Source organism: Coprococcus intestinalis (assembly GCF_023656595.1).
GTDB lineage: Bacteria > Bacillota > Clostridia > Lachnospirales > Lachnospiraceae > Coprococcus_A > Coprococcus_A intestinihominis.
The window spans coordinates 1-25,420 of sequence record NZ_JAMOKJ010000003.1; the positions used below are offsets into that span (position 1 = coordinate 1).

General features: G+C 42.3%; 22 protein-coding genes, 1 tRNA gene and 1 other RNA gene. 2 read left to right on the forward strand and 22 right to left on the reverse strand.

Annotated features, from left to right (window positions below; genetic code table 11):
- Both NBH03_RS02840 and NBH03_RS02845 read right to left on the reverse strand, forming a co-directional pair.
- Positions 1-308, reverse strand: a 308-nt coding sequence (locus NBH03_RS02840) for an HTH domain-containing protein (RefSeq protein ID WP_250796903.1), incomplete at its 3' end; no start/stop codon positions are given.
- A gap of 148 nt (positions 309-456) precedes the next feature.
- Complete coding sequence (locus NBH03_RS02845) at positions 457-1,311, reverse strand: PD-(D/E)XK nuclease family transposase (RefSeq protein ID WP_250796908.1); 855 nt, start codon at positions 1,309-1,311, stop codon at positions 457-459.
- Positions 1,312-1,561: 250 nt separating this feature from the next.
- Here NBH03_RS02845 and ssrA point away from each other — a divergent pair.
- Positions 1,562-1,912, forward strand: a transfer-messenger RNA (tmRNA) gene (gene ssrA, locus NBH03_RS02850).
- A gap of 194 nt (positions 1,913-2,106) precedes the next feature.
- Positions 2,107-2,304, forward strand: coding sequence for a zinc ribbon domain-containing protein (locus tag NBH03_RS02855; RefSeq protein ID WP_015514177.1), 198 nt, complete (start codon positions 2,107-2,109; stop codon positions 2,302-2,304).
- A 751-nt stretch (positions 2,305-3,055) separates the two neighbouring features.
- Here NBH03_RS02855 and NBH03_RS02860 read toward each other — a convergent pair.
- From NBH03_RS02860 to NBH03_RS02955, 20 genes are all read right to left on the reverse strand, one after another.
- Positions 3,056-3,916, reverse strand: coding sequence for a M15 family metallopeptidase (locus tag NBH03_RS02860; RefSeq protein WP_250796911.1), 861 nt, complete (start codon positions 3,914-3,916; stop codon positions 3,056-3,058).
- A gap of 117 nt (positions 3,917-4,033) precedes the next feature.
- On the reverse strand, positions 4,034-4,498 hold the full coding sequence (gene smpB, locus NBH03_RS02865; protein ID WP_015514175.1) for an SsrA-binding protein SmpB: 465 nt from the start codon (positions 4,496-4,498) through the stop codon (positions 4,034-4,036).
- Positions 4,498-6,663, reverse strand: a complete 2,166-nt coding sequence (gene rnr / locus NBH03_RS02870) for a ribonuclease R (RefSeq protein ID WP_250796916.1) — start codon at positions 6,661-6,663, stop codon at positions 4,498-4,500. The genes smpB and rnr overlap by 1 nt, the downstream gene beginning before the upstream one ends.
- Positions 6,664-6,869: 206 nt before the next feature.
- Complete coding sequence (secG, locus tag NBH03_RS02875) at positions 6,870-7,121, reverse strand: preprotein translocase subunit SecG (RefSeq protein ID WP_015514173.1); 252 nt, start codon at positions 7,119-7,121, stop codon at positions 6,870-6,872.
- Between the two features lie 66 nt (positions 7,122-7,187).
- Entirely contained in the window at positions 7,188-8,729 is a 1,542-nt protein-coding gene (gpmI, locus tag NBH03_RS02880; protein ID WP_117529228.1) for a 2,3-bisphosphoglycerate-independent phosphoglycerate mutase, read from the reverse strand.
- Between the two features lie 75 nt (positions 8,730-8,804).
- Positions 8,805-9,557, reverse strand: coding sequence for a triose-phosphate isomerase (gene tpiA, locus NBH03_RS02885; RefSeq protein ID WP_117526842.1), 753 nt, complete (start codon positions 9,555-9,557; stop codon positions 8,805-8,807).
- Positions 9,558-9,610: 53 nt separating this feature from the next.
- Positions 9,611-10,804, reverse strand: a complete 1,194-nt coding sequence (locus tag NBH03_RS02890; RefSeq protein WP_015514170.1) for a phosphoglycerate kinase — start codon at positions 10,802-10,804, stop codon at positions 9,611-9,613.
- Between the two features lie 114 nt (positions 10,805-10,918).
- Entirely contained in the window at positions 10,919-11,938 is a 1,020-nt protein-coding gene (gene gap, locus NBH03_RS02895; protein WP_015514169.1) for a type I glyceraldehyde-3-phosphate dehydrogenase, read from the reverse strand.
- Between the two features lie 281 nt (positions 11,939-12,219).
- Positions 12,220-13,326, reverse strand: a complete 1,107-nt coding sequence (gene mnmA, locus NBH03_RS02900; RefSeq protein ID WP_015514168.1) for a tRNA 2-thiouridine(34) synthase MnmA — start codon at positions 13,324-13,326, stop codon at positions 12,220-12,222.
- A gap of 76 nt (positions 13,327-13,402) precedes the next feature.
- Positions 13,403-13,840 carry a Fe-S cluster assembly scaffold protein NifU gene (gene nifU / locus NBH03_RS02905; RefSeq protein WP_015514167.1) on the reverse strand — a complete coding sequence of 146 codons (438 nt, stop codon included), beginning with the start codon at positions 13,838-13,840 and terminating at the stop codon, positions 13,403-13,405.
- Positions 13,840-15,030, reverse strand: coding sequence for a cysteine desulfurase NifS (nifS, locus tag NBH03_RS02910; protein WP_015514166.1), 1,191 nt, complete (start codon positions 15,028-15,030; stop codon positions 13,840-13,842). Before nifS ends, nifU begins: the two co-directional genes overlap by 1 nt.
- A 238-nt stretch (positions 15,031-15,268) precedes the next feature.
- Positions 15,269-15,898, reverse strand: coding sequence for a hypothetical protein (locus tag NBH03_RS02915; RefSeq protein ID WP_250796920.1), 630 nt, complete (start codon positions 15,896-15,898; stop codon positions 15,269-15,271).
- Positions 15,899-15,984: 86 nt separating this feature from the next.
- On the reverse strand, positions 15,985-17,991 hold the full coding sequence (gene ligA, locus NBH03_RS02920) for an NAD-dependent DNA ligase LigA (protein ID WP_250796925.1): 2,007 nt from the start codon (positions 17,989-17,991) through the stop codon (positions 15,985-15,987).
- Between the two features lie 29 nt (positions 17,992-18,020).
- On the reverse strand, positions 18,021-18,806 hold the full coding sequence (locus tag NBH03_RS02925; protein ID WP_250796926.1) for a pseudouridine synthase: 786 nt from the start codon (positions 18,804-18,806) through the stop codon (positions 18,021-18,023).
- Between the two features lie 75 nt (positions 18,807-18,881).
- Positions 18,882-19,760 (reverse strand): hypothetical protein, encoded by an 879-nt coding sequence (locus tag NBH03_RS02930; RefSeq protein WP_250796929.1) that lies wholly within the window; start codon positions 19,758-19,760, stop codon positions 18,882-18,884.
- 103 nt (positions 19,761-19,863) lie between these two features.
- Positions 19,864-19,935, reverse strand: a tRNA-Arg gene (locus NBH03_RS02935).
- A 79-nt stretch (positions 19,936-20,014) separates the two neighbouring features.
- A complete protein-coding gene (locus NBH03_RS02940) occupies positions 20,015-21,511 on the reverse strand; it encodes a phosphate--AMP phosphotransferase (RefSeq protein WP_250796935.1) in 1,497 nt (498 codons plus the stop codon).
- 125 nt (positions 21,512-21,636) lie between these two features.
- Positions 21,637-22,089 carry an NUDIX hydrolase gene (locus tag NBH03_RS02945; protein ID WP_117526832.1) on the reverse strand — a complete coding sequence of 151 codons (453 nt, stop codon included), beginning with the start codon at positions 22,087-22,089 and terminating at the stop codon, positions 21,637-21,639.
- Positions 22,090-22,216: 127 nt separating this feature from the next.
- Positions 22,217-24,109: a peptidoglycan D,D-transpeptidase FtsI family protein gene (locus NBH03_RS02950; protein WP_250796941.1), complete on the reverse strand. Its 1,893-nt coding sequence runs from the start codon at positions 24,107-24,109 to the stop codon at positions 22,217-22,219.
- Positions 24,051-25,418 carry an FtsW/RodA/SpoVE family cell cycle protein gene (locus tag NBH03_RS02955; RefSeq protein ID WP_250796946.1) on the reverse strand — a complete coding sequence of 456 codons (1,368 nt, stop codon included), beginning with the start codon at positions 25,416-25,418 and terminating at the stop codon, positions 24,051-24,053. The genes NBH03_RS02950 and NBH03_RS02955 overlap by 59 nt, the downstream gene beginning before the upstream one ends.
- Positions 25,419-25,420: the final 2 nt, after the last annotated feature.

The window sequence follows — 25,420 nt, forward strand, 5'->3', positions numbered from 1 at the left end:
GACAAATCCTCTTCATTTGTTGCTTTCATAGGAATTCTTTTTTGTCTGTTTTCGCCCTCGGTAAAGCCATTGCCCGATAGAGCCTGACGCTTTATTCTTTGCACAATGTCATCTATCTGTTTTTGTCCAAAGTACTCTAGATTATATCCAAAATCCAGAAGAATTTTTCTTGGAGCGTTACCAGCCTGATAGCTGATCCAAAAATCCTCTTTAAATTTAGCTGTAAAATAAAGCTTGCTCTTTGTCACATTAAGTGTGTACGGGTTAGCTTTGAGTTCCTTAATTTGTTTCGGTGTGTATTCTTTCATATTTCCTCCGATAGATACTTTTATTATACATCATCTACCAGAAGAAATCCCTTCTTTTATTGTCCACTAACCAGGATTTTATCCCTTCTTCTTGTGTCCATTTTTAAGGAACCCTTCTTCTTATCGTGTCCATTCTATGGGGTATATTTTATTCTATCCCCTCCTTCATACCTTTACTAAGTCCCTGTTCCCAACCTCGCTTCATATAATTGATTGCAAGTCCTTCACCAAGATTACACATGATATTCACTTCCTCTCTGATACCATCCTCAATCGGAATACCATATTCTGCTTCCATGATTTTTATTTTATCCTTTGCCTTCATCTCCATTGACAACAGTACACTCAATAAACGATGCAACTGAAGTCTTTCGTCATGATTTGGAACTTCATCCGCCAAGCCAATCATAATGATATTTATCAAATCCAGTTTTCCGGCCCATGTGCGATGACCGATGATTTTATCATCTTTCAAATGAATATGATTCAGCGTATTCGCCTTGTTATTCATGCACACCCAGATTGAGTAAACTTTCTTGATATCGTTATAGTGTTGATGAACAAAATCCCGTTCCTTTTGAGATGAAACCATTCGACTGACATAGAAAATAGCTCTGTTCAGAATATCATACTCATCAGGATCATCCTTCTGTGCTTCCACATTGATAATGATCTGTGTGAGTCCATCTCTCATTCGAGCGTAAAATACAATGTCAAATCGTATAAGACCTTCTTTTTCTTCTGTATTCTCGGTATTTAAACCGATAATCTTATCTCCCTGACGTTCATTTGTGAGTCCCGGTTCTACCGGAACAATTCCTATCTTTGGTTCTCCCTCTATCAAAGGAACTACATCCATCGGCTGCATCCCCTTGAATTCATCTACAGTATAGACCAGTATCTGCGCCAAAATATACTTATTGCCAAGTAAGCGTTTGGCGCTGTTATCATACTGAGCTGTGTCACTGGTCGCTTTCAGCGCATTCGTGATTTCTGTATTCACAGGATAACCTCACCCTTTCTCTGGTGATTTTATTATACTGGAATTGAGGTTGAATTTCAAGATAAGCACGCACATCCAGCTGAATGATTTCAATCCGGGACATTCCAAAAAAATACGACCACACATTTTGATTAACCCGTTGACTTTAAAATAAAATCTGCTATAATAAACTATGCTTTATCCATTCGTTTGCATACCGCGCATGTTCAGATGATAGATTATTGTAATTGTAAGTGAATCATCATCATAAGGGCTTGTACTGGTTTCGACGGGGATGTTGAAGTTTGAGAAGCCATCCGCAGACTCCGGAGCTGCGTTAAAAGCCGGAACCTAAATATAAAAGCAGACGATAAGTTAGCTTTAGCTGCCTAATTAGGCGCTTGTCGGCCCGGGACTGCTCACCATTCCGGTTACCGGCATCGAAGAAGGTGAGGACCTCCAGAGCTTAAGCTTTGCAGCTTTGGAAAATTTATGAAGCTACTGATGCTGTAGGCCTGTCATTAGGCATATTGCAGAGGGAATGAATGTATAATGACTGTGATGGGAGATGCTTGGATGGAGATATCTTCGGACCGGGGTTCGACTCCCCGCAGGTCCACTAAAACTGAACACGTTAATCTCTGTATATGCTATTATCGTATACAGGAATATGTTTTGTTTGGTGTATCGAAGAAAATAAAAGTAACGACATTGTATGTTGCGAAAGTGATATACAGTGTCGTTATTTTTATGCTATACTGTGGATATAAATTTAACAAATCGGGATTTAATTTATACATTTGGAGGTGGTAAACAATGAGAAAATGTGTAAAATGCGGAAAAGTTATGGTATCAGATTTAAGGCTTAAAGTAAATGGTGGTGGCTATGGGATTGTTGTTCGTGTAGATGAAAAGCAAAAGGCAACAATTATAGATGATGTAAAAGTTGCAGTCTGCCCAGAGTGCGGTTATACAGAAATGTACTTAGAGGATTTAACTAATTTAAAAGATTAGGCGATAACTTCCAGTTTGTAGGAAAGAGAATGGCGAAAGCTGTTCTCTTTTTTCATGTATATCTTAATTTAAAATCCCATAATCAACATTCTTGATTCTTGGCACTGCCCATTGGGCAGTTGCCAAATCAGAGCTTCACTGGAACAATTTAAAGAACATATTCAAATAAATGACGTATTATGCGATTGGATAGAAAACGCGCCTGTTGACCATGTTATCAGCAAAATAGATACAAAAGTTATTAATAAAAAAATAATTATCATTATTGCATTTTGCATACTTATTTTTATTTGTTTAAGTATCCTTTCACTAGAAATAAGAAACTGGATTATCGACACAGCTTTTGAGAATCTTAAAGTAATCTCAAATTAATGGAGAAAAATGAATACACCAAAAAAAATCAAAAATTATTTGAAAAACATGAAATATCAGTTGTCGCTTGTTTATTCTAAAGAAGATGTTCGAGCAATTATGGATATCATCTAGGAACATGTTAATATTTTTTTAGAACAAAATCCATCCGCTTCTGAAGAAAATATTAAGCAATGTATTTGTGAAATAGGTAATTTTGTTCAAGTCGGCATAGAAGACATTGATTTTCACACATTAAAGATAGAGGAACTAATCGGGCAAAAAAAGAAAAGTATATATTATAGCTATCTTCCGTCTCTGTGGAATAAATGCTCAAAAATTAACCCGCTGCCAAATTTTCAGATTTACGCTGCGGGTTAATTTTTATATCCAATCATTTTTAATTGTTCTGACTCAGATATTCCTCCAGACAAATGCCCTTATCATACATCACCTTAGCCGCTTCCTTGCCGACATAGCGATAATGATCATCCTCAGCCGCAGCCCCCGTCACTGATTCCTTTCCGGATGGATAACGCAGGACAAAGCCATACTTATACGCATTGTCATTCATCCATGCCAGGACACTGTCTGTATCCTGTCCATAGTCTTCATCACCGGCAATATCAATTGCCAGACCGGTTTCATGTTCACTGGTTCCGGGCTTTGCAATCACCTGTTCAGCCTTACTTGTTGCTTCTTCTGCAGAATAGCCTTCATCCTCATAATTCTGGATCGTATCGTCCATCAGCGCCTGCTGCTCTTCCCGTGTTCTGTATGCATCGCTGACGATCGGATAGATATCCTCCGATCTGGCCGCATCAAACATCTCCTGAAGATCTGTGAGAATACGTGAGTCAACAGACTGACCATTGCGTAATTCCGTCAGATCAATACTGTAATCATCAGCAATCGGATGGGTACTGTTCACCAGGAGCAGCCGCCAGTCTGAACTTGAAGCGGTACTGTCTGTTTGACCGTCAGATGTCTGATCTAATCCATCTGCGGATGCTGTATCTGATACACTCTCATCGCTCTGTGAAACATTGCTGTCCGCTGTCTCATCCGCATCTTTGGCGGCCATGACACTCTCCGGCGGCACACTGCCGTTATTCCCCATTGGATCCGTGCACAGCACAACCAGAAATATAACAACAAGAAACAAAGCCACTATCGATAAAATAATCTGCTGAAATGTCTGTCCTTTTCTACTATGGTACCTTGTATTTCGTTCTGAATAACGTGTTCTTCTTTTTCTCATATATCGCAGCCCCTTTATTTCTTAATATTATAGCAAAAACTTTGCATCAAAGTCTTGACCAAACTGTAAAAATTTTATTAATTTTTGTCTTATAAAGGCTGCATCCCGATTCGTCAATCAGCGAAGGCGGATCTTCATCTCGCGTTCTGCTTCTCGCCGCTGATCCTTCTTGGCAATATCCTCACGTTTATCATATAGCTTCTTTCCTCGGGCAAGGCCAATCTGGACTTTCACAAGGCTGTCCTTGAAATACACCTGCAGCGGCATGATCGTATAACCTTTCTGAGAAACCTGTCCCAGAAGCTTCGTAATCTCGCGTTTATGCAGCAGAAGCTTTCTTGTACGAAGCGGGTCTTTGTTGAAAATGTTGCCTTTCTCATAAGGCGCTATATGCATATGCTCAATATAAATCTCTCCATGATCTGCATGAATAAAAGATTCCTTAATGCTGCACTTGCCCATGCGGAGAGACTTTACCTCTGTACCGTGCAGAACGATACCCGCCTCATACTTATCCTCGATAAAATAATCATGATACGCTTTCTTGTTATTGGCGATCAGTTTGGTTCCTTTTCCGGCCATTACATTTCCCCCTCTGCAAAAATGCTGTCCTCCAGCATAAAATTCACGGCTTTCGCCAGAAAATCTACATCTTTGACAATGATACGGACATGTTCACCCAGCTTGAAGGTTCTTCCGGTATCTTCTCCCGTTAATGTATACGTATTCTCATCAAAAATATAATAATCATCGTCCATATCCTGCAGTCTGATCAGACCCTCACAGGTATTCGGCAATTCCACATACATGCCCCAGTTGGTAATGCCTGAGACGACGCCTTCGTATCTCTGACCAATCCGTTTGGACATATACTCTGCCTTCTTCATCTTCTCAACTTCACGTTCAGCCTCATCCGCCCTGCGCTCTGTACTGCTCGTCTGAACAGCGACATCCGGCAGAATATGATGATAATGCGCCTGACGCCCGTCGTCTAGCTGACCGTGAAGATTCTCCTTGATGATACGATGGATCTGAAGATCCGGATATCTTCGGATTGGTGACGTAAAATGACAATAGTAGGAAACTGCAAGTCCAAAATGGCCGAGATTTTCCGTTGTATAGCGGGCCTGCTTCATGGATCGCAGTACCAGTCTTGAAATCATGGTTTCTTCCGGCGTTCCTTCAATCTTACCTAACAATTTCTGAAATTCCATCGGATGAATGCTGTCCTGACGGATATTCATATAATATCCATAGTTCTTAATCAGGATCATCAGACGTTTAATACGGTCTGTATCCGGGGATTCATGACTTCTATAAAGAAATGGCAGTTCCTGCCAGAAGAAATCCTCTGCAATGGTCTCATTGGCCATCAGCATGAAATCCTCGATGATCTTCGTTGCCGGATTTCTGTCATATGGATGAATATCCACCGGGAAATCCCGATCGTTCAGTTCAATCTTGGATTCAGGAAAATCAAAATCAATACCTCCGCGCTCCTTGCGTTTCTTGCGAAGAAGATCCGACAATGTCTTCATTTCTTTAAACATCTTCACCGCATCCGCATATACGACCATTAATTCTTTGTCCCCATCCAATATACGACTAACCTGGTTGTAAGACATACGGTGATTGACTCTGATCACACTCTCCGTAATTTCATGGCCGATAATACCGCCCCGTTCATCCAGCTCCATCAGACAGCTGAGTGCCAGTCTGTCCACCCCTTCATTCAGGGAACAGATACCATTGGAAAGGGCATGGGGCAACATCGGAATCACCTTATTGACCAGATAGACGCTGGTGCCTCGCTTCAGTGCCTCTTTGTCAAGTGGAGATCCCTCCTTGACATAATGCGTCACATCTGCAATATGCACCCCCAGAAAATAGTGGCCATCCTTCATTTCAAGAGTAATCGCATCATCCAGATCCTTGGCATCTTCTCCATCAATGGTCACGGTCATCCGATCTCTCAAATCTCTGCGCCCTTCAGTCTCTTCCGGGCTGACAGATTCCGGAACAGATAAAAGCTGTATTTTCACATCCTCCGGAAATTCCGTCGGCAGATCGAAGGCTTTCACAACCGCCAGAATATCTGTCTTCGGATCATCCGCATGGCCGAGAATCTCTGTCACAGTTCCTTCCGGATTCTTACGATCATTGCCATAATCCGTCAGTTTCACCACAACACGATGGCCATTCACCGCCCGCATGGTCTTCCCGCACGGGATAAAAATATCACTGCCAATCTTCTGGTTATCCGGGATCACAAAACCATAATTCTTATTCTTCTGAAAAATACCGGTTACTTCCGTAAAACCGCGCTCAACAATCTGAAGTACCTTTCCTTCAGCCCTCTTGGCTGCCCTTGTACCGCCCGCCGGGACAGCCGGTGCCACCAACTGGATCAGAACCGTATCCCCGTGAAAAGCACCCTTTGTCTCATCCGCCGGGATAAATACGTCATGCTCCATACCCTCAACTGTCACAAAACCAAAGCCCCTTGTACTGCCGCAGAACTTGCCTGTGAAGGTATCCGGTTCTGCCTTCTTATATCGCCCATTCTCAGTCAATGCCAGTTCTCCGCCAGCAATGAGCTGATCCAGAAATTCCTTGAATTCCTCCTTCTCACGCTTCGGCACTGAAAATACCATGCAAAGCTCTTTGAACTTCATCGGTTTGTAGTTCTTCTCTTCAATAAAATCCAGGACCATTTTTCTTCTTACATCAAAAATAACCTTGTCCATGTTTGTCACCTCCTGTTTCTATACTCGCTTTTCTATTCTTCGGCCGGATCTGTATCCGCCGCTAACATTCTCTGTGCATTCTATACATTCTATCTGCAGAAAGAACAAAAACACTCCCGAAGGAGTGTTTCTATTCATCTTGCTGTACATGTTCAGGCCGGAAGTATTACCGGCTGAATGATACTGCCTTCAGCAGTCTGACATTCTTAGTATCCCCAGCTCATGTTCATCACAAGAGATAATACAATAAAGATCGCTGCCAAAATAGCTGTTGATCTCTCAAGTAAAGCATCTTCTGTGTGCTTCTTACCATGGGTCGTGAAATATGTGTCGTTGCTTCTGCCTGTAATTCCGCCAGACAGATCCGCACCCTGACCTTTTCCTTTAAATACTAAAAATACAAGTACTAAACATACAATGATATATACCACTGTGGCTGCAATTCTGATACCGCTCATGCGTACACCTCCTGCATTCAATCTAAATCATTATAGCACAGGTTCCTACAGCATGTAAAGTATATTTTATCGTTTCACAAGAAGTGAATGACCAGTCATCTCTACCGGTTTCTCCAGCCCCATCATATCGATGAGTGTTGGCGCCAGGTCTGCCAGGCAGCCTCCCTCTTTCAGTGTGTAGGCCGGATCATAATTAATCAAAATAAATGGCACCGGATTGGTTGTATGAGCAGTGAAAGGCACCCCTGTTGTATAATCAACCAACTGTTCACAGTTGCCATGGTCTGCACAGAGAATCATCTGACCATCCACTTCTTTCAATGCCTCAACAGCACGGCCGACACATGTATCCACTGCTTCAACTGCTTTAATCGCTGCAGATTCAACACCTGTATGACCCACCATATCCGGATTAGCGAAATTGATGATGATCACGTCGTATTTATCTGATTTGATGGCTTCTACGAGTTTATCGCACACTTCATAAGCACTCATCTCAGGCTTCAGATCATAAGTTGCTACCTTTGGAGAATTCACAAGGATTCTGTCCTCTCCCGGATTTGGTGCTTCGACACCGCCGTTAAAGAAGAATGTCACATGTGCATATTTCTCTGTCTCAGCAATTCTTGCCTGCTTCAGTCCTTTAGAAGCCAGGAATTCACCAAATGTATTTTTGATTTCTACTTTGTTGAATGCCACTTCTTTATTCGGGATTGTTACATCATATTCTGTAAAACAGATATAGGTTACTTTCTTGCGTTCGCCTCTGTCAAAACCATCAAATTCATCTGCGCAGAAAGCTCTTGTGATCTCACGGGCGCGGTCCGGTCTGAAGTTGAAGAAGATAATGGAATCACCGTCATTGACTGTAGCCGTTGGCTTGCCGTCTCTCATAATGACAGTCGGTACAACAAATTCATCATAAACTTCCTTCTCATAGGATGCCTTAACCGCATCATATGGGCATTCTGCCTGTATGCCTTCACCAAAAGCGATGGCACGATAAGCTTTTTCTACACGGTCCCATCTGTTGTCACGGTCCATGGCATAGTAACGGCCCATAACAGAAGCAATCTGTCCAACACCCAGTTCCTGCATCTTCTCGTATAATTCTTTGATATAATCTGCACCTGATGCCGGCGGTGTATCACGGCCATCCAGGAAGCAGTGAACATAGACCTGCTCAAGTCCATGACGTTTTGCCAGCTCCAGCAACCCATACAGATGTGTATTATGGCTGTGGACACCACCGTCGGACAACAGACCATATAAGTGCAGTGCAGAATTGTTGGCTTTAACATTCTCAATGGCCTTTAATAAAGCCGGATTTTCAAAGAATGTACCATCCTGGATCTCTTTGGTAATTCTTGTAAGATCCTGATAAACAATACGTCCGGCGCCCATGTTCATATGTCCGACCTCAGAGTTGCCCATCTGACCTTCCGGAAGACCAACGGACAACCCGCTGGCATTGCCTTTGACAAATGGATAGGTTGCCATTAAATTATCAATGACAGGTGTCTTTGCTTCATAAACAGCATTGGCATCTTTTTTGTCATTTAAACCAAAACCATCAAGAATCATTAAAACTGTAGGTTTTTTACTCATTTTCTCTCACTTTCTTCAAAAAAGGGCGCCGAATTATTCAAGACGCGCCCCAATTGATATTGTTATTGATAAAAATTATTTGTTGTAGTTAACAATCTTGCCGAAGTCCGGTTTCAGAGATGCACCGCCTACAAGGCCGCCGTCAATATCCGGTTTTGCGAAAAGTTCAGCTGCATTGCCTGCATTCACAGAACCGCCGTACTGGATACGGATAGCTTCTGCTGTTGCTTCATCATAGATTTCACGGATACACTGACGAATTGCACCGCAAACTTCCTCAGCCTGATCTGCTGTTGCAGTTTCACCGGTTCCGATTGCCCAGATTGGCTCATAAGCAATAACTGCTGTCTTTGCCTGATCTGCTGTTACATTCTGAAATGCGATCTTGATCTGCATACGGATCCATTCGATGTAAATTCCCTGTTTGCGCTGTGTCAGAGACTCGCCGCAGCAGACAATCGGTGTAATACCGTGTTCAAAAGCCTTGAGAACCTTACGGTTGACAGTTTCATCTGTTTCAGCAAAGTATTCTCTTCTCTCAGAATGACCAAGTACAACATATTTCACACCGGCATCTGTCAGCATAGCAGGAGAAATCTCGCCTGTATAAGCACCGGATTCTTCAAAATACATATTCTCAGCACCAATATTGATGTTGCTGCCTTTAGCTGCTTCCATACATGGAATGATATCGATAGCAGGTACGCAGAAAACAACATCCACGTCATCATTTGCTACAAGTGGTTTCAGTGTTTCTACAAGAGCCACTGCCTCACTTGGTGTTTTGTTCATTTTCCAGTTGCCTGCAATAATCTTCTTACGCATGATATTACGATCCCTTCTATCTAACTAATAAATAATTGACTCATTATCCACTTAAATTATTTGTCTGTTGCTGCTGCAACGCCCGGAAGTTCTTTGCCTTCAAGGAATTCAAGAGATGCACCACCGCCTGTGGAGATATGTGTCATCTTGTCACCAAAACCAAGCTGGTTAACAGCAGCTGCTGAATCACCGCCACCGATGATCGTCACTGCATCTGTATCAGCCAGTGCCTGAGCAACTGCAACAGTACCAGCTGCAAAGTTAGGCATCTCGAATACGCCCATCGGTCCGTTCCATACAACTGTCTTCGCATCTTTGACAGCGTTGGCAAACAGTTCTCTTGTCTTCGGTCCGATATCAAGGCCCATCCAGCCGTCATCGATCTGGCCGGCATCGACTACTTTCACATTGGCATCATTAGAAAATGCATCAGCAGTTACTGTATCTACAGGAATAAGCATCTTCACGCCCTTATCAGCAGCCTTCTTGATCATATCGTTGGCATAATCAAGATAATCATCTTCACAAAGAGATGTACCGATCTTACCGCCCTGAGCCTTCATAAATGTATAAGCCATACCGCCGCCGATGATCAGAGTATCCACTTTGTCAAGCAGGTTGTTGATAACAGAAATCTTGCTGGATACCTTGGAACCGCCAAGAATAGCAACAAAAGGTCTTGCAGGGTTATTGACTGCATTGCCAAGGAAATCGATTTCCTTCTGCATCAAATAGCCAACAGCTGCTGTCTTCACATACTGAGTGACACCGACGTTGGAGCAATGTGCTCTGTGAGCTGTACCGAAAGCATCATCCACATAAACATCGCAAAGGCTTGCCAGTTCTTTGCTGAAGGCTTCCCCATTCTTTGTCTCTTCAATTCTGTAACGTGTGTTCTCAAGAAGAACAACATCGCCATCTTTCATGGCAGCTACAGCAGCTTTTGCATTTGGACCAACGACCTCAGGATCTGCAGCAAATTTTACGTCCTGACCAAGAAGTTCGCTTAAACGAACAGCAACAGGTGCCAGAGAAAGTTCAGGCTTTGCTTCGCCCTTTGGCTTACCAAGATGTGAGCAAAGGATAACTTTGCCGCCGTCAGCGATGAGTTTCTTGATTGTCGGCAGGGATGCTACCAGTCTGTTCTCATCTGTAATCTTTCCATCCTGTAAAGGAACATTAAAATCGCATCTTACTAAGACTCTCTGGCCTTTAACATTAATATCATCAACAGAAACTTTATTCAGCATATTATTATCTCCTTTTGTCTGACTATATTTAAGCGCCCTTTAAGCGCAAAAACGGGTCCGGTCCAATGAGACCGGACCCGCCAAGGATCTTATTTACTTATTCTGATTTCAAAATTAAGCCAATTCAGCAAAATATTTGATTGTTCTAACCATCTGGCTTGTGTAGGAGTTTTCATTATCATACCATGAAACAACCTGCACCTGATATAAATCATCGCCAATCGGAGAAACCATTGTCTGTGTAGAATCAAATAAAGAACCATATGTGATACCTACAATATCAGATGATACGATCTGATCTTCGTTGTAACCAAAGGAATCACTTTCAGCAGCCTTCATAGCAGCGTTGATACCGTCAACTGTTACATCACTGCCTTTAACTACAGCTGTAAGGATTGTTGTAGAACCTGTAGGAACCGGTACACGCTGAGCAGAACCGATAAGTTTGCCCTTTAATTCAGGAATAACAAGACCGATTGCTTTAGCAGCACCTGTTGAGTTAGGAACAATGTTGACAGCACCTGCTCTTGCTCTTCTTAAATCACCTTTTCTGTGTGGTCCGTCAAGAATCATCTGGTCACCTGTGTAAGCATGGATTGTAGACATGATACCACTCTGGATTGGAGCATAATCATTCAAAGCCTTTGCCATAGGTGCAAGACAGTTTGTTGTACAGGATGCAGCAGAGATAATCTTGTCATCAGCTGTAAGTGTCTTCTCGTTAACGCTATATACGATTGTAGGAAGATCATTGCCTGCTGGTGCAGAAATAACAACTTTCTTAGCACCTGCTTTGATATGTGCTTCAGCTTTTGCCTTGGATGTATAGAAACCTGTACACTCAAGAACAACATCAACATCCAGGTCACCCCATGGTAAGTTAGAAGCATCTGCTTCTTTGTAGATTGTAATCTGTTTGCCGTCAACAACGATAGATGCGTTGTCTTCGCCAACAGTTACTGTATGTCCGGCATATCTGCCCTGAGATGAATCATATTTCAAAAGATGTGCAAGCATCTTAGGATCTGTTAAATCGTTGATTGCAACTACTTCATAACCTTCTGCTGCAAACATCTGTCTGAATGCAAGACGACCAATACGACCAAATCCATTAATTGCTACTTTTACTGCCATAATAACTCCTCCTGATATTGTATATCATTTATTATTTTGCCGAAAGCTTAAAGAATTTTCTTACCACTTTCGCTCTGTCCCTATTGTATCGGATTTTAATGTTTTTTTCAAGTACAAAAAACCACTTTATTAATTTTTTAACAATCCTTATAATTTGATGCAGATTACTGCATAATTTTCATGATTTTTTCGCAAATTGAAGTTTTTTGTTTTTACATCTGTACATTATTTGCAAAAAATCCAGGATTATACACACAGTTCTATCCAGATTTGACAATCTTTTAACTCGCATCATCTAATTCCGGCGCAATTTTCTCGATAATTCCACCGCCTGCGACAAGATCTCCGTCATACAAAACAACTGCCTGGCCCGGTGTGATCGCACGCTGAGGCTCATCAAAACATACATATAAACTTCCGTCCGGCAACTGTCTGGCTATGCACGGTGCTGCTTTGTGGGCGTAACGTATCTTGGCCGTCAGGCGCACCGGTTCATCCAAAGACGCACGGGACATCAGATTCACATTAGATGCATACAATGCCCGTTGGAACAATTCATCATTCTCACCGATAATGATTTTGTTTTCTTCAGGATTAATACCGGTAACAAAAACCGGATGTCCCATGGCCAGATTCAGCCCCTTTCGCTGACCAATGGTATAAGCACCGATACCTCTGTGATGTCCCAGCACTTTGCCATTCTTGTCGACAAAATCACCTTCCGGCAGTTTTTTGCCTGTATAATCTTCAATGAACGCCTGATAATTGCCGTCTGATACAAAACAGATATCCTGGCTGTCCATCTTATTGGCCACAGACAGACCGATTTCTCCAGCTATACGACGCACTTCTGATTTATCATAAGCCCCCACCGGCATCAGGGTATGCGCCAGCTGATGCTGATTCAGATTATACAATGCATACGTCTGATCTTTTCTGTCAAATGCTGCCTTTTCAATCGCATATCTGCCATTTGGAAGATGAACGATTCTGGCATAGTGGCCCGTTGCAATATAATCGGCACCCAGAGCCAATGCCTTCTCAAGTAGTGCTTCCCATTTGACATAACGATTGCAGACAATACATGGATTCGGTGTCCGCCCTTTTTCGTACTCAGAAACAAAATTGTCAATCACTTTCTCTCTGAACACTTCCCGGAAATTCATCACATAATACGGTATACCGATTCTCTCCGCCACTCTTCTGGCATCATCCACTGCAGATAAACCGCAGCAACCGCCGTTTTCTTCGACGATTTCATCCTCCTCTTCCTGCCAGATCTGCATGGTCACTCCGATCACATCATACCCTTGCTGTTTGAGCAGCCAGGCAGCTACAGAAGAATCCACACCACCGGACATACCTACTACAACCTTTTTCGATGCCATATGCATCCTCCTTCTCATGTAACAAAAGGACTGCCGCATCATCTGTCATAACGCAGCAGTCCTCCCTTATCATTCATTAATAGTCTTCTTCCTCTTCACCTTCACTGATATCGTTCTTCGGTTTCTGGAGGCCTTCAATCTTGATGCCATTCTTTTCTGCATAATCCCAAAGGGCAGCATGAATTGCTTCTTCAGCAAGAAGAGAACAGTGTACCTTGACCGGAGGCAGACCATCAAGCGCTTCCATAACCGCTTTGTTGGTTACTTCCAACGCTTCATAAATTGTCTTGCCTTTGACAAGTTCTGTTGCCATACTGCTAGTTGCAACAGCGGCACCGCAGCCAAATGTTTTGAATTTGACATCTCTGATCACCTGGTTCTCATCAATATCAAAATATATTCTCATGATATCGCCGCACTTCGCATTGCCTACTGTGCCGACACCACTTGCATTTTCAATCTCTCCAACATTACGCGGATGCTGGAAATGATCCATAACTTTCTCGCTGTACATTATTTATTTCCTCCTGTTTTCTTGATGAAATCTTCATATAACGGTGACATGGAACGAAGACGTGCAACAATCTTCTCAATTTCATCTACAACACCGTCAATTTCTTCCTGTGTATTATCATAACCCAGTGTCAGTCTCAGAGAACCATGTGCAATCTCATGAGGCAGACCAATCGCCAGAAGGACATGGGATGGATCCAGGGAACCTGATGTACAGGCAGAACCACTGGATGCACAAATATGTGCCATATCCAGCATGATCAGCATGGATTCACCCTCAACAAACTGGAAACTGAAGTTGACATTATTCGGCAATCTGCGTGTTCTGTCACCATTCAGACGTGCATAAGGGATTCTCTTATAAATGGCATCAATCATGCGGTCTCTTAATTCGATTTCCTTCGATGTACGTTCTTCCATATCAGCCACTGCCATCTCAACTGCCTTGCCAAGACCGACAATACTCGGAACATTCTCTGTACCGGCACGACGCTTACGTTCCTGAGCACCGCCGTGAATAAATGAGCGGATCTTCACACCCTTGCGGATATAAAGGAATCCAATCCCCTTCGGTCCATTGATCTTGTGACCACTGATGCTGAGCATATCAATATGCATCTTGTCTACATCAATAGGCACCTGACAATAAGCCTGTACGGCATCTGTATGGAATAAAATACCATGCTCTTTCGCAATAGCACCAATCTCTTCAATTGGCTGAATCGTTCCGATCTCATTGTTGGCAAACATAACAGAAATCAGGATCGTATCCGGGCGGATAGCTGCTTTCAGCTGATCCAGTTTGATCACACCGTTCTCATCGACATCAATATAAGTGATCTCATATCCTCTGGATGCCAGATAATCGCATGTATGCAGAATCGCATGATGTTCAATCTTGGATGTGATGATATGCTTGCCCTTTGAAGCATATGCTTCAGCAGTCGCAACAAGTGCCCAGTTATCTGATTCACTGCCGCCGGCTGTAAAATATATATTCTCAGACGTTGTACCGATGGACTTCGCCATAATCTCACGCGCATGTGTAATAGCTGCCTTTGTTTCTGAGCCTAAACTGTAGATACTGGATGGATTGCCGTATTTCTCTGTAAAGTAAGGCAGCATGGCCTCAACGACTTCAGGTCTTGCAGCAGTTGTTGCCGCATGATCCAGATAAACTAAATGATCCATTTTGCTCATCTCCTTCAATTATTCAAAATTTATCATTGGTGACATATTTCCAAAGCGAGGGGAAAGAAAATCTCCCCGTCTCTTATATATATGCATAATCATTCTCTATGTTATATGTCCCGCATTTTTAATGAAAACTTGCCTTTTTATCTTAACATTTCATCACATATTCGTCAAGTCTTTTTCATACTATTTTGGTAGGGAAATGTACTTATTCAGAATCATTTAAATATCTCATCTAATAAAAAATATTTCCTTCTTCCAGATTCTTTCGATATTGACATGCTTTTGCATAAAGTCGATTCGGATGAATACATTTCTTTGCATCAGAACATTCCTTATATCTAGAACAGCACGCAAATCCCGCAGCCTTTGGAATATAATTATTAATGCCAAATCGCATACATTCCATCAGGCAATTAATAAACTCATCAGAATCCTTATCATATCTTTTTTTCTCGTCATTTTTTCCAAAGTACTTTGAGTATACTTCAACGATATCGGCATTTGACTTGAGGACATCTTCTTTCACTCTCGCAAGGACCGTATTCTTACTGCTGTCTCTCCTGTCTTCAACAAGGTCCGGTTCATAAACACAAATTGCGTAAGAAGATATTTTTCCATCTTTTCCAGCATTTGCCATAATAGAAAAGGAATGTTCCATCAGACCAAACTCACTTTCAAGTTTCCCGAACTTCGATAGGAGTTTTCCCTGCCACCCTTCATCTAAATCACCAACTTCAACTAATTCATCTTTATTATTGACATTCGATATTGAATAATCCTCAGAAGTTGTAACAGATAAGCCGATTTCTTTTCTTAACTCTTTTGTGTCATTCTCATTTAGCTGTATAAATCCCGTTGCCATAAAGCCTCCCACGATTCATCTGAATGTATTTATAAATTATAAAGCTACTATTCCAAAATAATACGATTCTCAAACAAGCTTCTTCTTTATGAAATCATGTTCAACAGTTCTTCTTCTGTAATTATTGGAATTCCCAAAGCCTGTGCTTTTGTCAGCTTACTTCCTGCCTTCTCACCTGCAACTAGATAATCTGTTTTCTTACTTACAGAGCCTGTACATTTACCGCCATTATTCTCAATTAAATCTGAAACTTCTTTTCGACCAAGGGTTGGTAAAGCACCCGTCACAACAATTGTTAATCCTGCCAGTTTTTCACTAGAAGTTGATCCTTTCGGCATCTTCATTGTAACACCTACAGACTCCAGTTCATCTATAACTGTACGGTTCTTGGGATTATCAAAATACTGCCTGATGCATGTAGCTGTAACCCCGCCAATATCATCAATGGCTATTAAATCTTCGTATGATGCATTCATCAATTCTTCAATTGAAGAAAAATGCTTCATAATTGACTTTGCTGTATTCTTTCCGACATTTCTTATTCCAAGTCCGGTCAACAGCTTTGTAGGATCGTTTGTTTTAGATTTCTCAATCGCTTCCAATACTCTGCCTGTTCCTTTTTCTTTGCCAAATATATTATTTCTAATCAGTTCATCCTTCAAATCATTTAATTTGTAAATATCTGCAAAGGTTTTCACATAACCATTTTTGATTAATGCATCAATAATAGAATCTCCCAGTCCTACAATATTCATCGCATCAAGTGAACAAAAATACGAAAGAGTTCTTGCCAATTGTGCTGAACATAACACATTGACACAGCGGATATCTGCCGTATCTTCTTCATTTATCAACCCACTGCCGCATACTGGGCAGCGCGTAGGCGTTTTAAAAACAACTTTTGGCGTCTTAACACATCCATTTAACTTTGGAATAATTTCTCCGCTCTTAAATAATTTATATGAGCCTCCAATGCCAATCTTCATCTCATTAATATAATCCTGATTATGAAGTGTCGCTCTTGAAACATTCGTTCCGCAAAGTCTGGCTGGTTTTTCTGTTTCTTCATCATGGAAAACGCCCGTATAAGTTATCTTTCCTGTTCGTCCTACATCTACCAGAATTTCATCCATCACGACAACACGCTCTTCTGGAGGATATTTATAAGCAATATGACCGCTGGAATATTTACTTCCTGCCGGGAAGTCGTCTCGATACTGAATCTGGTCTATTTTGACAACAGCACCATCAATATCATATTCGAGTTTATCACGCATTTCTGCAATCTCATCAATTGCCTGAATAATTTCATCCACCGTTGTGCATTTTTTATGGAATACCGTCGGAATACCATTTGCCGATAAAAAATCCATTGCATCACAATGGCTTTCCATCACTTCTTCCGGTCCTTGCTGAACATTAAATACAAACATCTTTAACCCGCGCTCTTTTGTAATTGCTGGATTCAGTTGCCTTAATGTACCTGCTGCCAGATTTCGTGGATTAGCCGCCAGTTTTTTTCCTGTCTTTTCCTGTTCATCATTATATTTTTCAAAAGCACTATGAGACATATAGACTTCTCCTCGAAGTTGCAATGCATCATATGGCAACTTTAAATATTTTTTTACATCTGGTACAACAAGTGCATTTGCTGTTACATCCTCTCCAACAAGTCCATCTCCTCTAGTTTCCGCCAAAGACAATCTTAACAAACCATTTTCATCTTTTTCATATCTCAAAGTCATTGAAAGGCCATCAATTTTTGTTTCAACAGAAAATTGGCATTCAGGATGAACAGCCTTAACCTTTTCTACCCAGGCAACGATATCCTCTTTTGTGAAAACATCTTCAATTGAAAGCATAGGCACATCATGCGTTACCTTAACACCGGCTTCCCTCTTTGCAGTTCCACCAATCTTTTGCGATGGCGAATCCGATGTGACCCATTCCGGGTGTTCTTTTTCAGCTGCTTTTAATTGAAGCATCAACTGATCATATTCATAGTCACTGATTTCTGATTCGTCCTGGTTATAATAAAGATTCATATGATAATTGATTGTTTTAATGAGCGTATTATATTCTTCTCTATTCATATATTATTTCTCCAATACCCTATCTGATTTTATATACGCTTTCTCCGCTTCGACTGATTCCTGCGATCATTTGCAATAAACTGTCTTTTCAGCTGCTCAAGTTCTTCCGCTGTTACATCCCGCCACTTTCCAACCGGCAGACTGCCAAGACGGATATTCATAATACGGACCCGCTTAAGCTTCGTTACATGGTAATCAAAATGTCGGCACATATACCGAATCTGCCGGTTCAACCCTTGTGTTAGAATAATAGAAAATGTGTAATCATCTATCCTCCGAAGCGTACACGGACGTGTCACCGTATCCAGAATCGGCACACCCTTTGACATGCCCTGGATAAATTCATCTGTTATCTTCTTATTCACCCGGACAATATACTCTTTCTCATGATACTGACTGGCCTTCAGAATATGATTGACAATTGTACCATCATTCGTCAGAAGAATCAATCCCTCCGAATCCTTGTCCAGACGTCCGATCGGGTAAATCCGCTCCGGATAATGAATATAATCTATAATATTATTCTTCTCACGGACTCTATCTGTTGTACAGACAATTCCCCTTGGTTTATTAAAAGCGATCAAAACCATCCTGTCGTTTTGTCTGACAACCTTCGATCCTACCTTAACCACCTGCCCCGGCCTCACCCGGGTACCAAGCTCAGCCTTCGTGCCATCCACTGTCACGCGTCCTGCCTCAATCAGACGATCTGCTTCTCTTCTGGAACAAAAACCCGCATCACTCAGGAAACGATTAAGACGAACATCTGATTTATCTTCATTCTCATGTAATATATCCTTTTTAAAATTACTCATTTCTATACCTCTGTTACAAAAAAAGCTTTTGCTGCAGACACCTCCAGCAAAAGCTTTTATCATTCGTTCATCTAATTAGTTCTGTGTAGCTGTACTACTGTCCGTCTGTGATTCTGTCTCACCGGCCGACTCAGTCTCTGCTGCAGATTCAGTCTCTGACTGTCCTGATTCAGTTGAAGATGTATCGCTGGTATCAGTAGATGCTGAATTCGTTACACTTGTCTTAGAGCGCACCTTCTGCATGAATTCCATCAAGCTTGAATCATTCGCACATGCACTGTCCATCTTGGTATTCACTGTAGAAATAAGATCCATGACATCCTGATCCTGGTAAAGCTGATTGATGTAATTCTGAGTGGCCTCATCATACTGAAAAGAACCTGTGGCAGCATTATAATCACCGCGATAAATATACAATGTTCCGTCATCCGCTGACTTCACATAAAATACGGAAAGATTCGGTGCCAGTGTCTTAATATCTGCCAACTTCAACTCATCATATACAAAAACAACATATTCTCCGGAATTCAGACCGCGTTTGGTATAATACTGCGTATTCTGGTAATCCTCAATAATCTGTGAAGTTGCTGTCAATACATCTGCATTGATCTCCTGATCAGAATTATAAACCTTCTTCAGAAGATCTGTGTCACTCTCTTTAAATGCCTTACGGTAATTGGCAATCAGTTCATTCACTGCAGGATACTGATTCTCCTGAAGGGCATTGGTATTCTCATCGACACTGATGGTTGATTCTGCAGTCAAGCTGCCGGAATTGGCGGCCGTCCCTTTATTCTCCTTGCTTCCAAGGTTCACCACCAGACCTGCAATGGCAGCAACAACGACAACAACCGACAATATAATAATCAATATACTGTTTCGATTCATAGCTATATTCTCCTCACCGGCAGAATTGTTTCTTCTGCTCTCTCTATCTCCTAATGGACTTTTCATTCCTCTCTATTCCTCCATACAATTACTCATCATAACGATGCTTTCATTCCTGAACATTCATCTGCAGCACTGCAGAATCATTCTGCGAATTCTGTTAAAAAAATACACCTGAAGGGAATCGAACCCTCGCACACGGCTCCGGAAACCGTTGCTCTATCCACTGAGCTACAGATGCAATTGTTATTGTACAATATTTTTTAACAGAATGCAATGGATAAATCACTTTTTCTTGTGTTATTTTTCTACGTCAGAAATCAGATTCTGTTCTTTAAGGCTCGAACAACCGTCTCGAGTATCTTAATCCTTGCATAATACTTGGAATCAGCCTCAACAATCGTCCACGGTGCATAGGTAGTAGAAGTTCTCAAGATCATCTCATCGACAGCCTTGACATACGCATCCCACTTCTCACGGTTGCGCCAGTCCTCATCCGTAATCTTCCACTGTTTCTCAGGATCCTCCATTCTCTCATTAAAACGTCGTTCCTGTTCATCCTTATCAATCTGAAGCCAGAATTTCAGAACGATCACCCCGTGGTCTGTCAAATTCTGCTCCATCTGGTTGATCTCTCTGTATGCACGGCGCCATTCTGCCTGGCTACAGAAGCCTTCAATACGCTCCACCATCACACGTCCATACCATGTCCGATCAAAAATCGTCATATGACCATCCTTCGGCATGGCTCGCCAGAAGCGCCACAGATAATGATGGGCCTTTTCTATATCATTCGGTGCCGCCGTCGGAACCACCTCGTATCCGCGCGGATCCAGAGGCTCTGTCAAACGCTTGATCGCACCGCCCTTTCCTGCCGCATCCCAGCCTTCCAAAGCCACAACAACAGGAATCCGCTTCAGATACATCTCATTCTGCAGACGGGTCAATTCTTTCTGCAGAACAGATAAACGCTTCTTGTAATCTTCCTTTGTCATTGTCAGACTGACATCCACACCGTCAAGAACCGTTGTACGCATTGTCTCTTCCGTACCCGGCAATTCTTCCTGCGCCCTCTCTGCCAAATGACTGCGGCTCTCTTTTGCATTCTCTTCATTCAAACGTTCTTCTATCATCCCGGCAACAATTGTCATGACTTTCACTGCTGCATATTCCCTGTCTGTTGCCTCAATGACATGCCATGGTGCCCATGACATATCGGTCTGTTCCAGCATATGATCATACATCGGCAGATACGCCTTGTACTGCTTAAAATGCTTCCAGTCCGCTTTGGTCACACGCCACTTCGTCTCAGATGAACGTTCCAGCTTCTTCAGACGCTTCTCCTGTTCATCGGCAGAAATATGCAGGAAAAATTTGATGATCAATGTTCCGTCAGCCGACAGCTGTTCCTCGAATGAAAGAATCTGATGATACGCTGCATCCAGGCGCTTCTGATCCATTGGCGCATCCATCTGTTCTGTGATCACGCGCCGATACCAGCTTCGGTCAAAAATATGCATGCGCCCCTTCGCCGGTGTCTTCGTCCAGAAACGCCACAAAAACGGATGCATATGCTCTTCTTCATTTTCTGCCTGAATGGTAAATACCTTAAATCCACGCGGATCCAGCGGCTGTATCAGGCGACTGATCATCGTTCCCTTACCGGATGCGCCCCATCCTTCAAAAATAACCATCACCGGCAAACCCTTAGCCCGCGCTTCTCGCTGAAGCGCAGCAAACTTCGGCGCCAGTTTATCCATCATTTCTTTGTATTCTTTTTTGGTAAGATTTTTATTTAAATCGACTTCTCTCAGCATTTCATTCTCCTCTGCAAATAAAACAAAAGGAGATGCCGTAAAATGACATACCCGGAAAAGGTACTGCGACCTCTCCGTATTTTACAACATCCCCTCTTTTGTGCTCCGTCCGCAGGACAGATAGATCAATAATACTTTTTTCTTCCCCAGAGATTGCTCTTCTTGAATTCTATATATTCACTGTAAGCCTTCTCAAGGATCTGCCTCTCATTCGTAAATTTCAGTAAATGATAAGCTTCGTGATACTTATAATACCCCGAATCCACGAAATACTCTTCACGCTGTGGTTTGCTGAAATAGCTGTCAGACATCATCAAATACCAGTGGACTTCCTTCATCACCACATCCTGGGATGTATTGAAGCTGTACTGGCTCTTGCCTACATATTTCACAATAGATGCGTCTACACCCGTTTCTTCTTTCACTTCTCTGAGTGCCGTTTCCTTAAATTCTTCGCCTGCCTCAACAGTACCTTTCGGTAACACCCATCCTTCATATTTATTTCTGTAATTCTTATACAGCAGAAGGATTTTACCTCTGAATATAACCACACCGCCACAGCTCGTTGCCTTTGTCATCGCAATTCCTCCCTGCTCATTGGTGTGTCAATCAAGTATTCTATCTATTAGTATACAATGCTTTGAGGTATTTTACAATAATATCACAGGAATTTAACCTGTTGTTTGTAAAGGAATACCTGTCCATTTAATTATTCAGATAAGCATCCAGTATCTCTCCGGCAATAGGAACCGCTTCGCTGCTGGCTGTTCCGGCATCTTCCACCAATACGCAGATGGCAATCTTCGGATCATCCGCCGGTGCAAAACCGACAAACCAGGCATTGTTGCCTCTTCCGACAACTTCCGCTGTTCCTGTCTTTCCGGCAACAGAGTAATTCTTGCCGGAAAGTTTGTAACCGGTACCCTCTTCAACAACCGCCTTCATCATCTTGGTCAGCTGTGAAGATTCTGAAGCTGACATCAGCGTTCCATAGTTCTCTGATTCATATTGTTCAATCACAGAACCTTCCGTGCTCTGAACAGAATCAATCACATACGGCTTCATCAATGTTCCGCCGTTGGCAATGGCACTGACGAGCATAGCTGCATGGATCGGAGAAATAACTGTATTGCCCTGGCCAATAGCCGTTGCACCAATCTGCCACTGGCTGTCTGTGTTAGACAGACTGAACTGGCTTTTAGCCGTCGTAAACTTCGTTGGCAGTGTCTGATTAAACAGCAGCGAATTGGCCACTTCATTCATTTTATCTACACTGATGGATAGCCCCAGATTAGCAAATGATGCATTACAGGATTCTGCAAAAGATTCAAGCAGATCCACCTGTCCATGCTCTTCACCGTCATAACACTTAATATAGCTGTCACCGCTGTCAGACTGCAGTGAAATCGAACCATCACAGTAATAGCTGTAATTATCCGGGTCACCGCCGCTGCGAAGATATGCCAATGACGTCACCATCTTGAATATAGACCCCGGTACAAAAAGTCCCTGCGTTGACTGATTCAGAAGAACTTTGCTGTTCTCATCACTAATAATGTCCTGATAATTATCAACCAGTGAATTCGGGTCGTAGTCCGGTTTTGAAATCATCGCCAGTACCTTACCTGTGGATGGTTCTATTGCCACTACAGCGCCCTCCCTGTCTCCCAGAGCATCATGAGCCACCTGCTGCAGATTGGCATTTAATGTTGTCACCACATTATCCGCCGGATTCTTCTGACCTCTGATCTCATTAATAATCTTCTCCACTGGCTGGATATCTGACGTAATCAGATTGTAATCGGCTGTCAGCTCCACACCGGACTTGTTCACATCACTTGTTCCCACCACATGGGCAAATGTACATCCATACGGATAATAACGGTAATAATTGCCATTATCATCCCTGATGGATTCTGCCAGAACTTCTCCGTCCGCTGAAAGAATCTCTCCTCTGACAACACTGTCCGCCATCTTGGCCAGACGGCTGTTATGTGGATTATTAATAACTTCCTTGCTTGTCACGCCGTCAAAATAAATAAAGTAACCGATCATTCCGAAGAAAAGCAGCATCATCACATACGTAATACGCATGATCTCTTTGTTCGTGCGTTTCTTTTCACTGAGTTCACGGCGCAGTTCTATATCATCAATATCCGTCTCTTCATCTTTTCTTCTGCGGCGTTTTTTCTTTTTGGTATTTGTCTTTTTCACAGGAACCTCGTCTGCAACAGCCTTAGCGGCCTGTTTATTCTGTCTTTTTCCCTGCGGCTGTTCATCTGATTTCTTTGTTTCACACTGCTGTTTCTGAGCAGTACACTGTTTCTCCAGCGCACGCTGCTTCCTGCGTCTGTCTCTCTCAGCCGCTTCCTGTTCATTGACCTTGCGGTAGTGTTCGATATCCTTCTCATCAAAATCAAAATGATCCACATCATCCACACCCGGCACATAGTCCATCATTCCATCATCCGAAAGCAGATCAAAGTTATCCGATGGATCTTTCCTGACATTGACAACAGTATCATCCAAACTGGCCTTCTTATACACGCGTCTGGTCATTCCACTGTCGTTGTTCTGATTCTCGTCGTTTTTCTTCAATCTCTTTCACCTCCTTCTGTTTCAACAGATAAAGTCCCTGAATCACTGCAAATACAATGATTGTGGAAAGAATGGAACTTCCGCCGTAACTGATCAGTGGCAATGTAACACCGGTATGCGGAATAAACTTGATAACACCACCGATACACAGGAACAGCTGAAAACCATATGCAATGCTCAGGCCAATTGCCAGAAGCTTATAGAAATTATTGGTCAAACGCAGCGAAATATTAATGAACATAATAAAACAGCTCATAAATACCAAAATAAGACAGATGGCAAAAAAACCACCCAGTTCCTCAGCGATCACCGCAAAAATAAAGTCACTTTCCCTTACAGGAATATCCTTTGGCATTCCCTGATACAGACCCATGCCAAACCATCCGCCTGTTCCGATGGCAAACAGTGACTGAGCGATCTGATATCCAGCATCGTTATAATTGCCCCAAGGATCCTTCCAGGCAACAACTCTTCGTTTGACATGGTCAAACAGATGATAAGCAACAACAGAAGCACCGGCTCCTGCCGCAAGGCCCATAAGCGGCCACATGGCTCTACGTGTTGCCACGTAAAGCATCACAATATACGTAACAAAGAAAATAACTGCCGCACCAAGGTCTTTCTCAACAACAAGCATCAGCACATGCACTCCCGCCAGAGCGGAGGTGAGCATAATCTGCTTCAGACTGGTGTTTTTATACAGCATAGCTGCTACAAAAAACACAAAAATAATCTTTGCTAATTCTGATGGCTGAAAACCAATACCCGCAATGCTGATCCAGTTGGTCGCACCATAAACCTTTGTACCAAAAATAAATACGGAACCAACAACTCCGAGACCGATAATGCCGTAAACAATACCGAGCCTGCTCAAAAAACCGACTTTCTCCACAATCACCGGCACTGTCAGACTGAAGGCAACAGATGCAACAGCAATTAAAAATTGCTTCACTGCAAGTGTCATGTCCAGTCTTGTCAGCATTACAAAACCGATCATCATCAGAAAAAACATATTGTTGATCAAAAGCTTTGACGCATTCCTGTAAATATTGTTGTACATAAACAACGCAACAATAAAGAAACACAGCTGTGCGCCGTAAAAGACAAGTACATACATGGATTTCTCATTCAGAAAAATAATCGTATAAAGCATGAGATGAATCCAGAGCATCAGAAAATTCTGGCTTCTGTAAATCCTTCGCTTTTTCTTTTCTTTTTTGACACTGAAAACCGTAAAACAGCGAATCGTATAAATCGCCATGATCAATGCAACCATGTACTTAAATAACTGCGTAATAACATTAACCATCC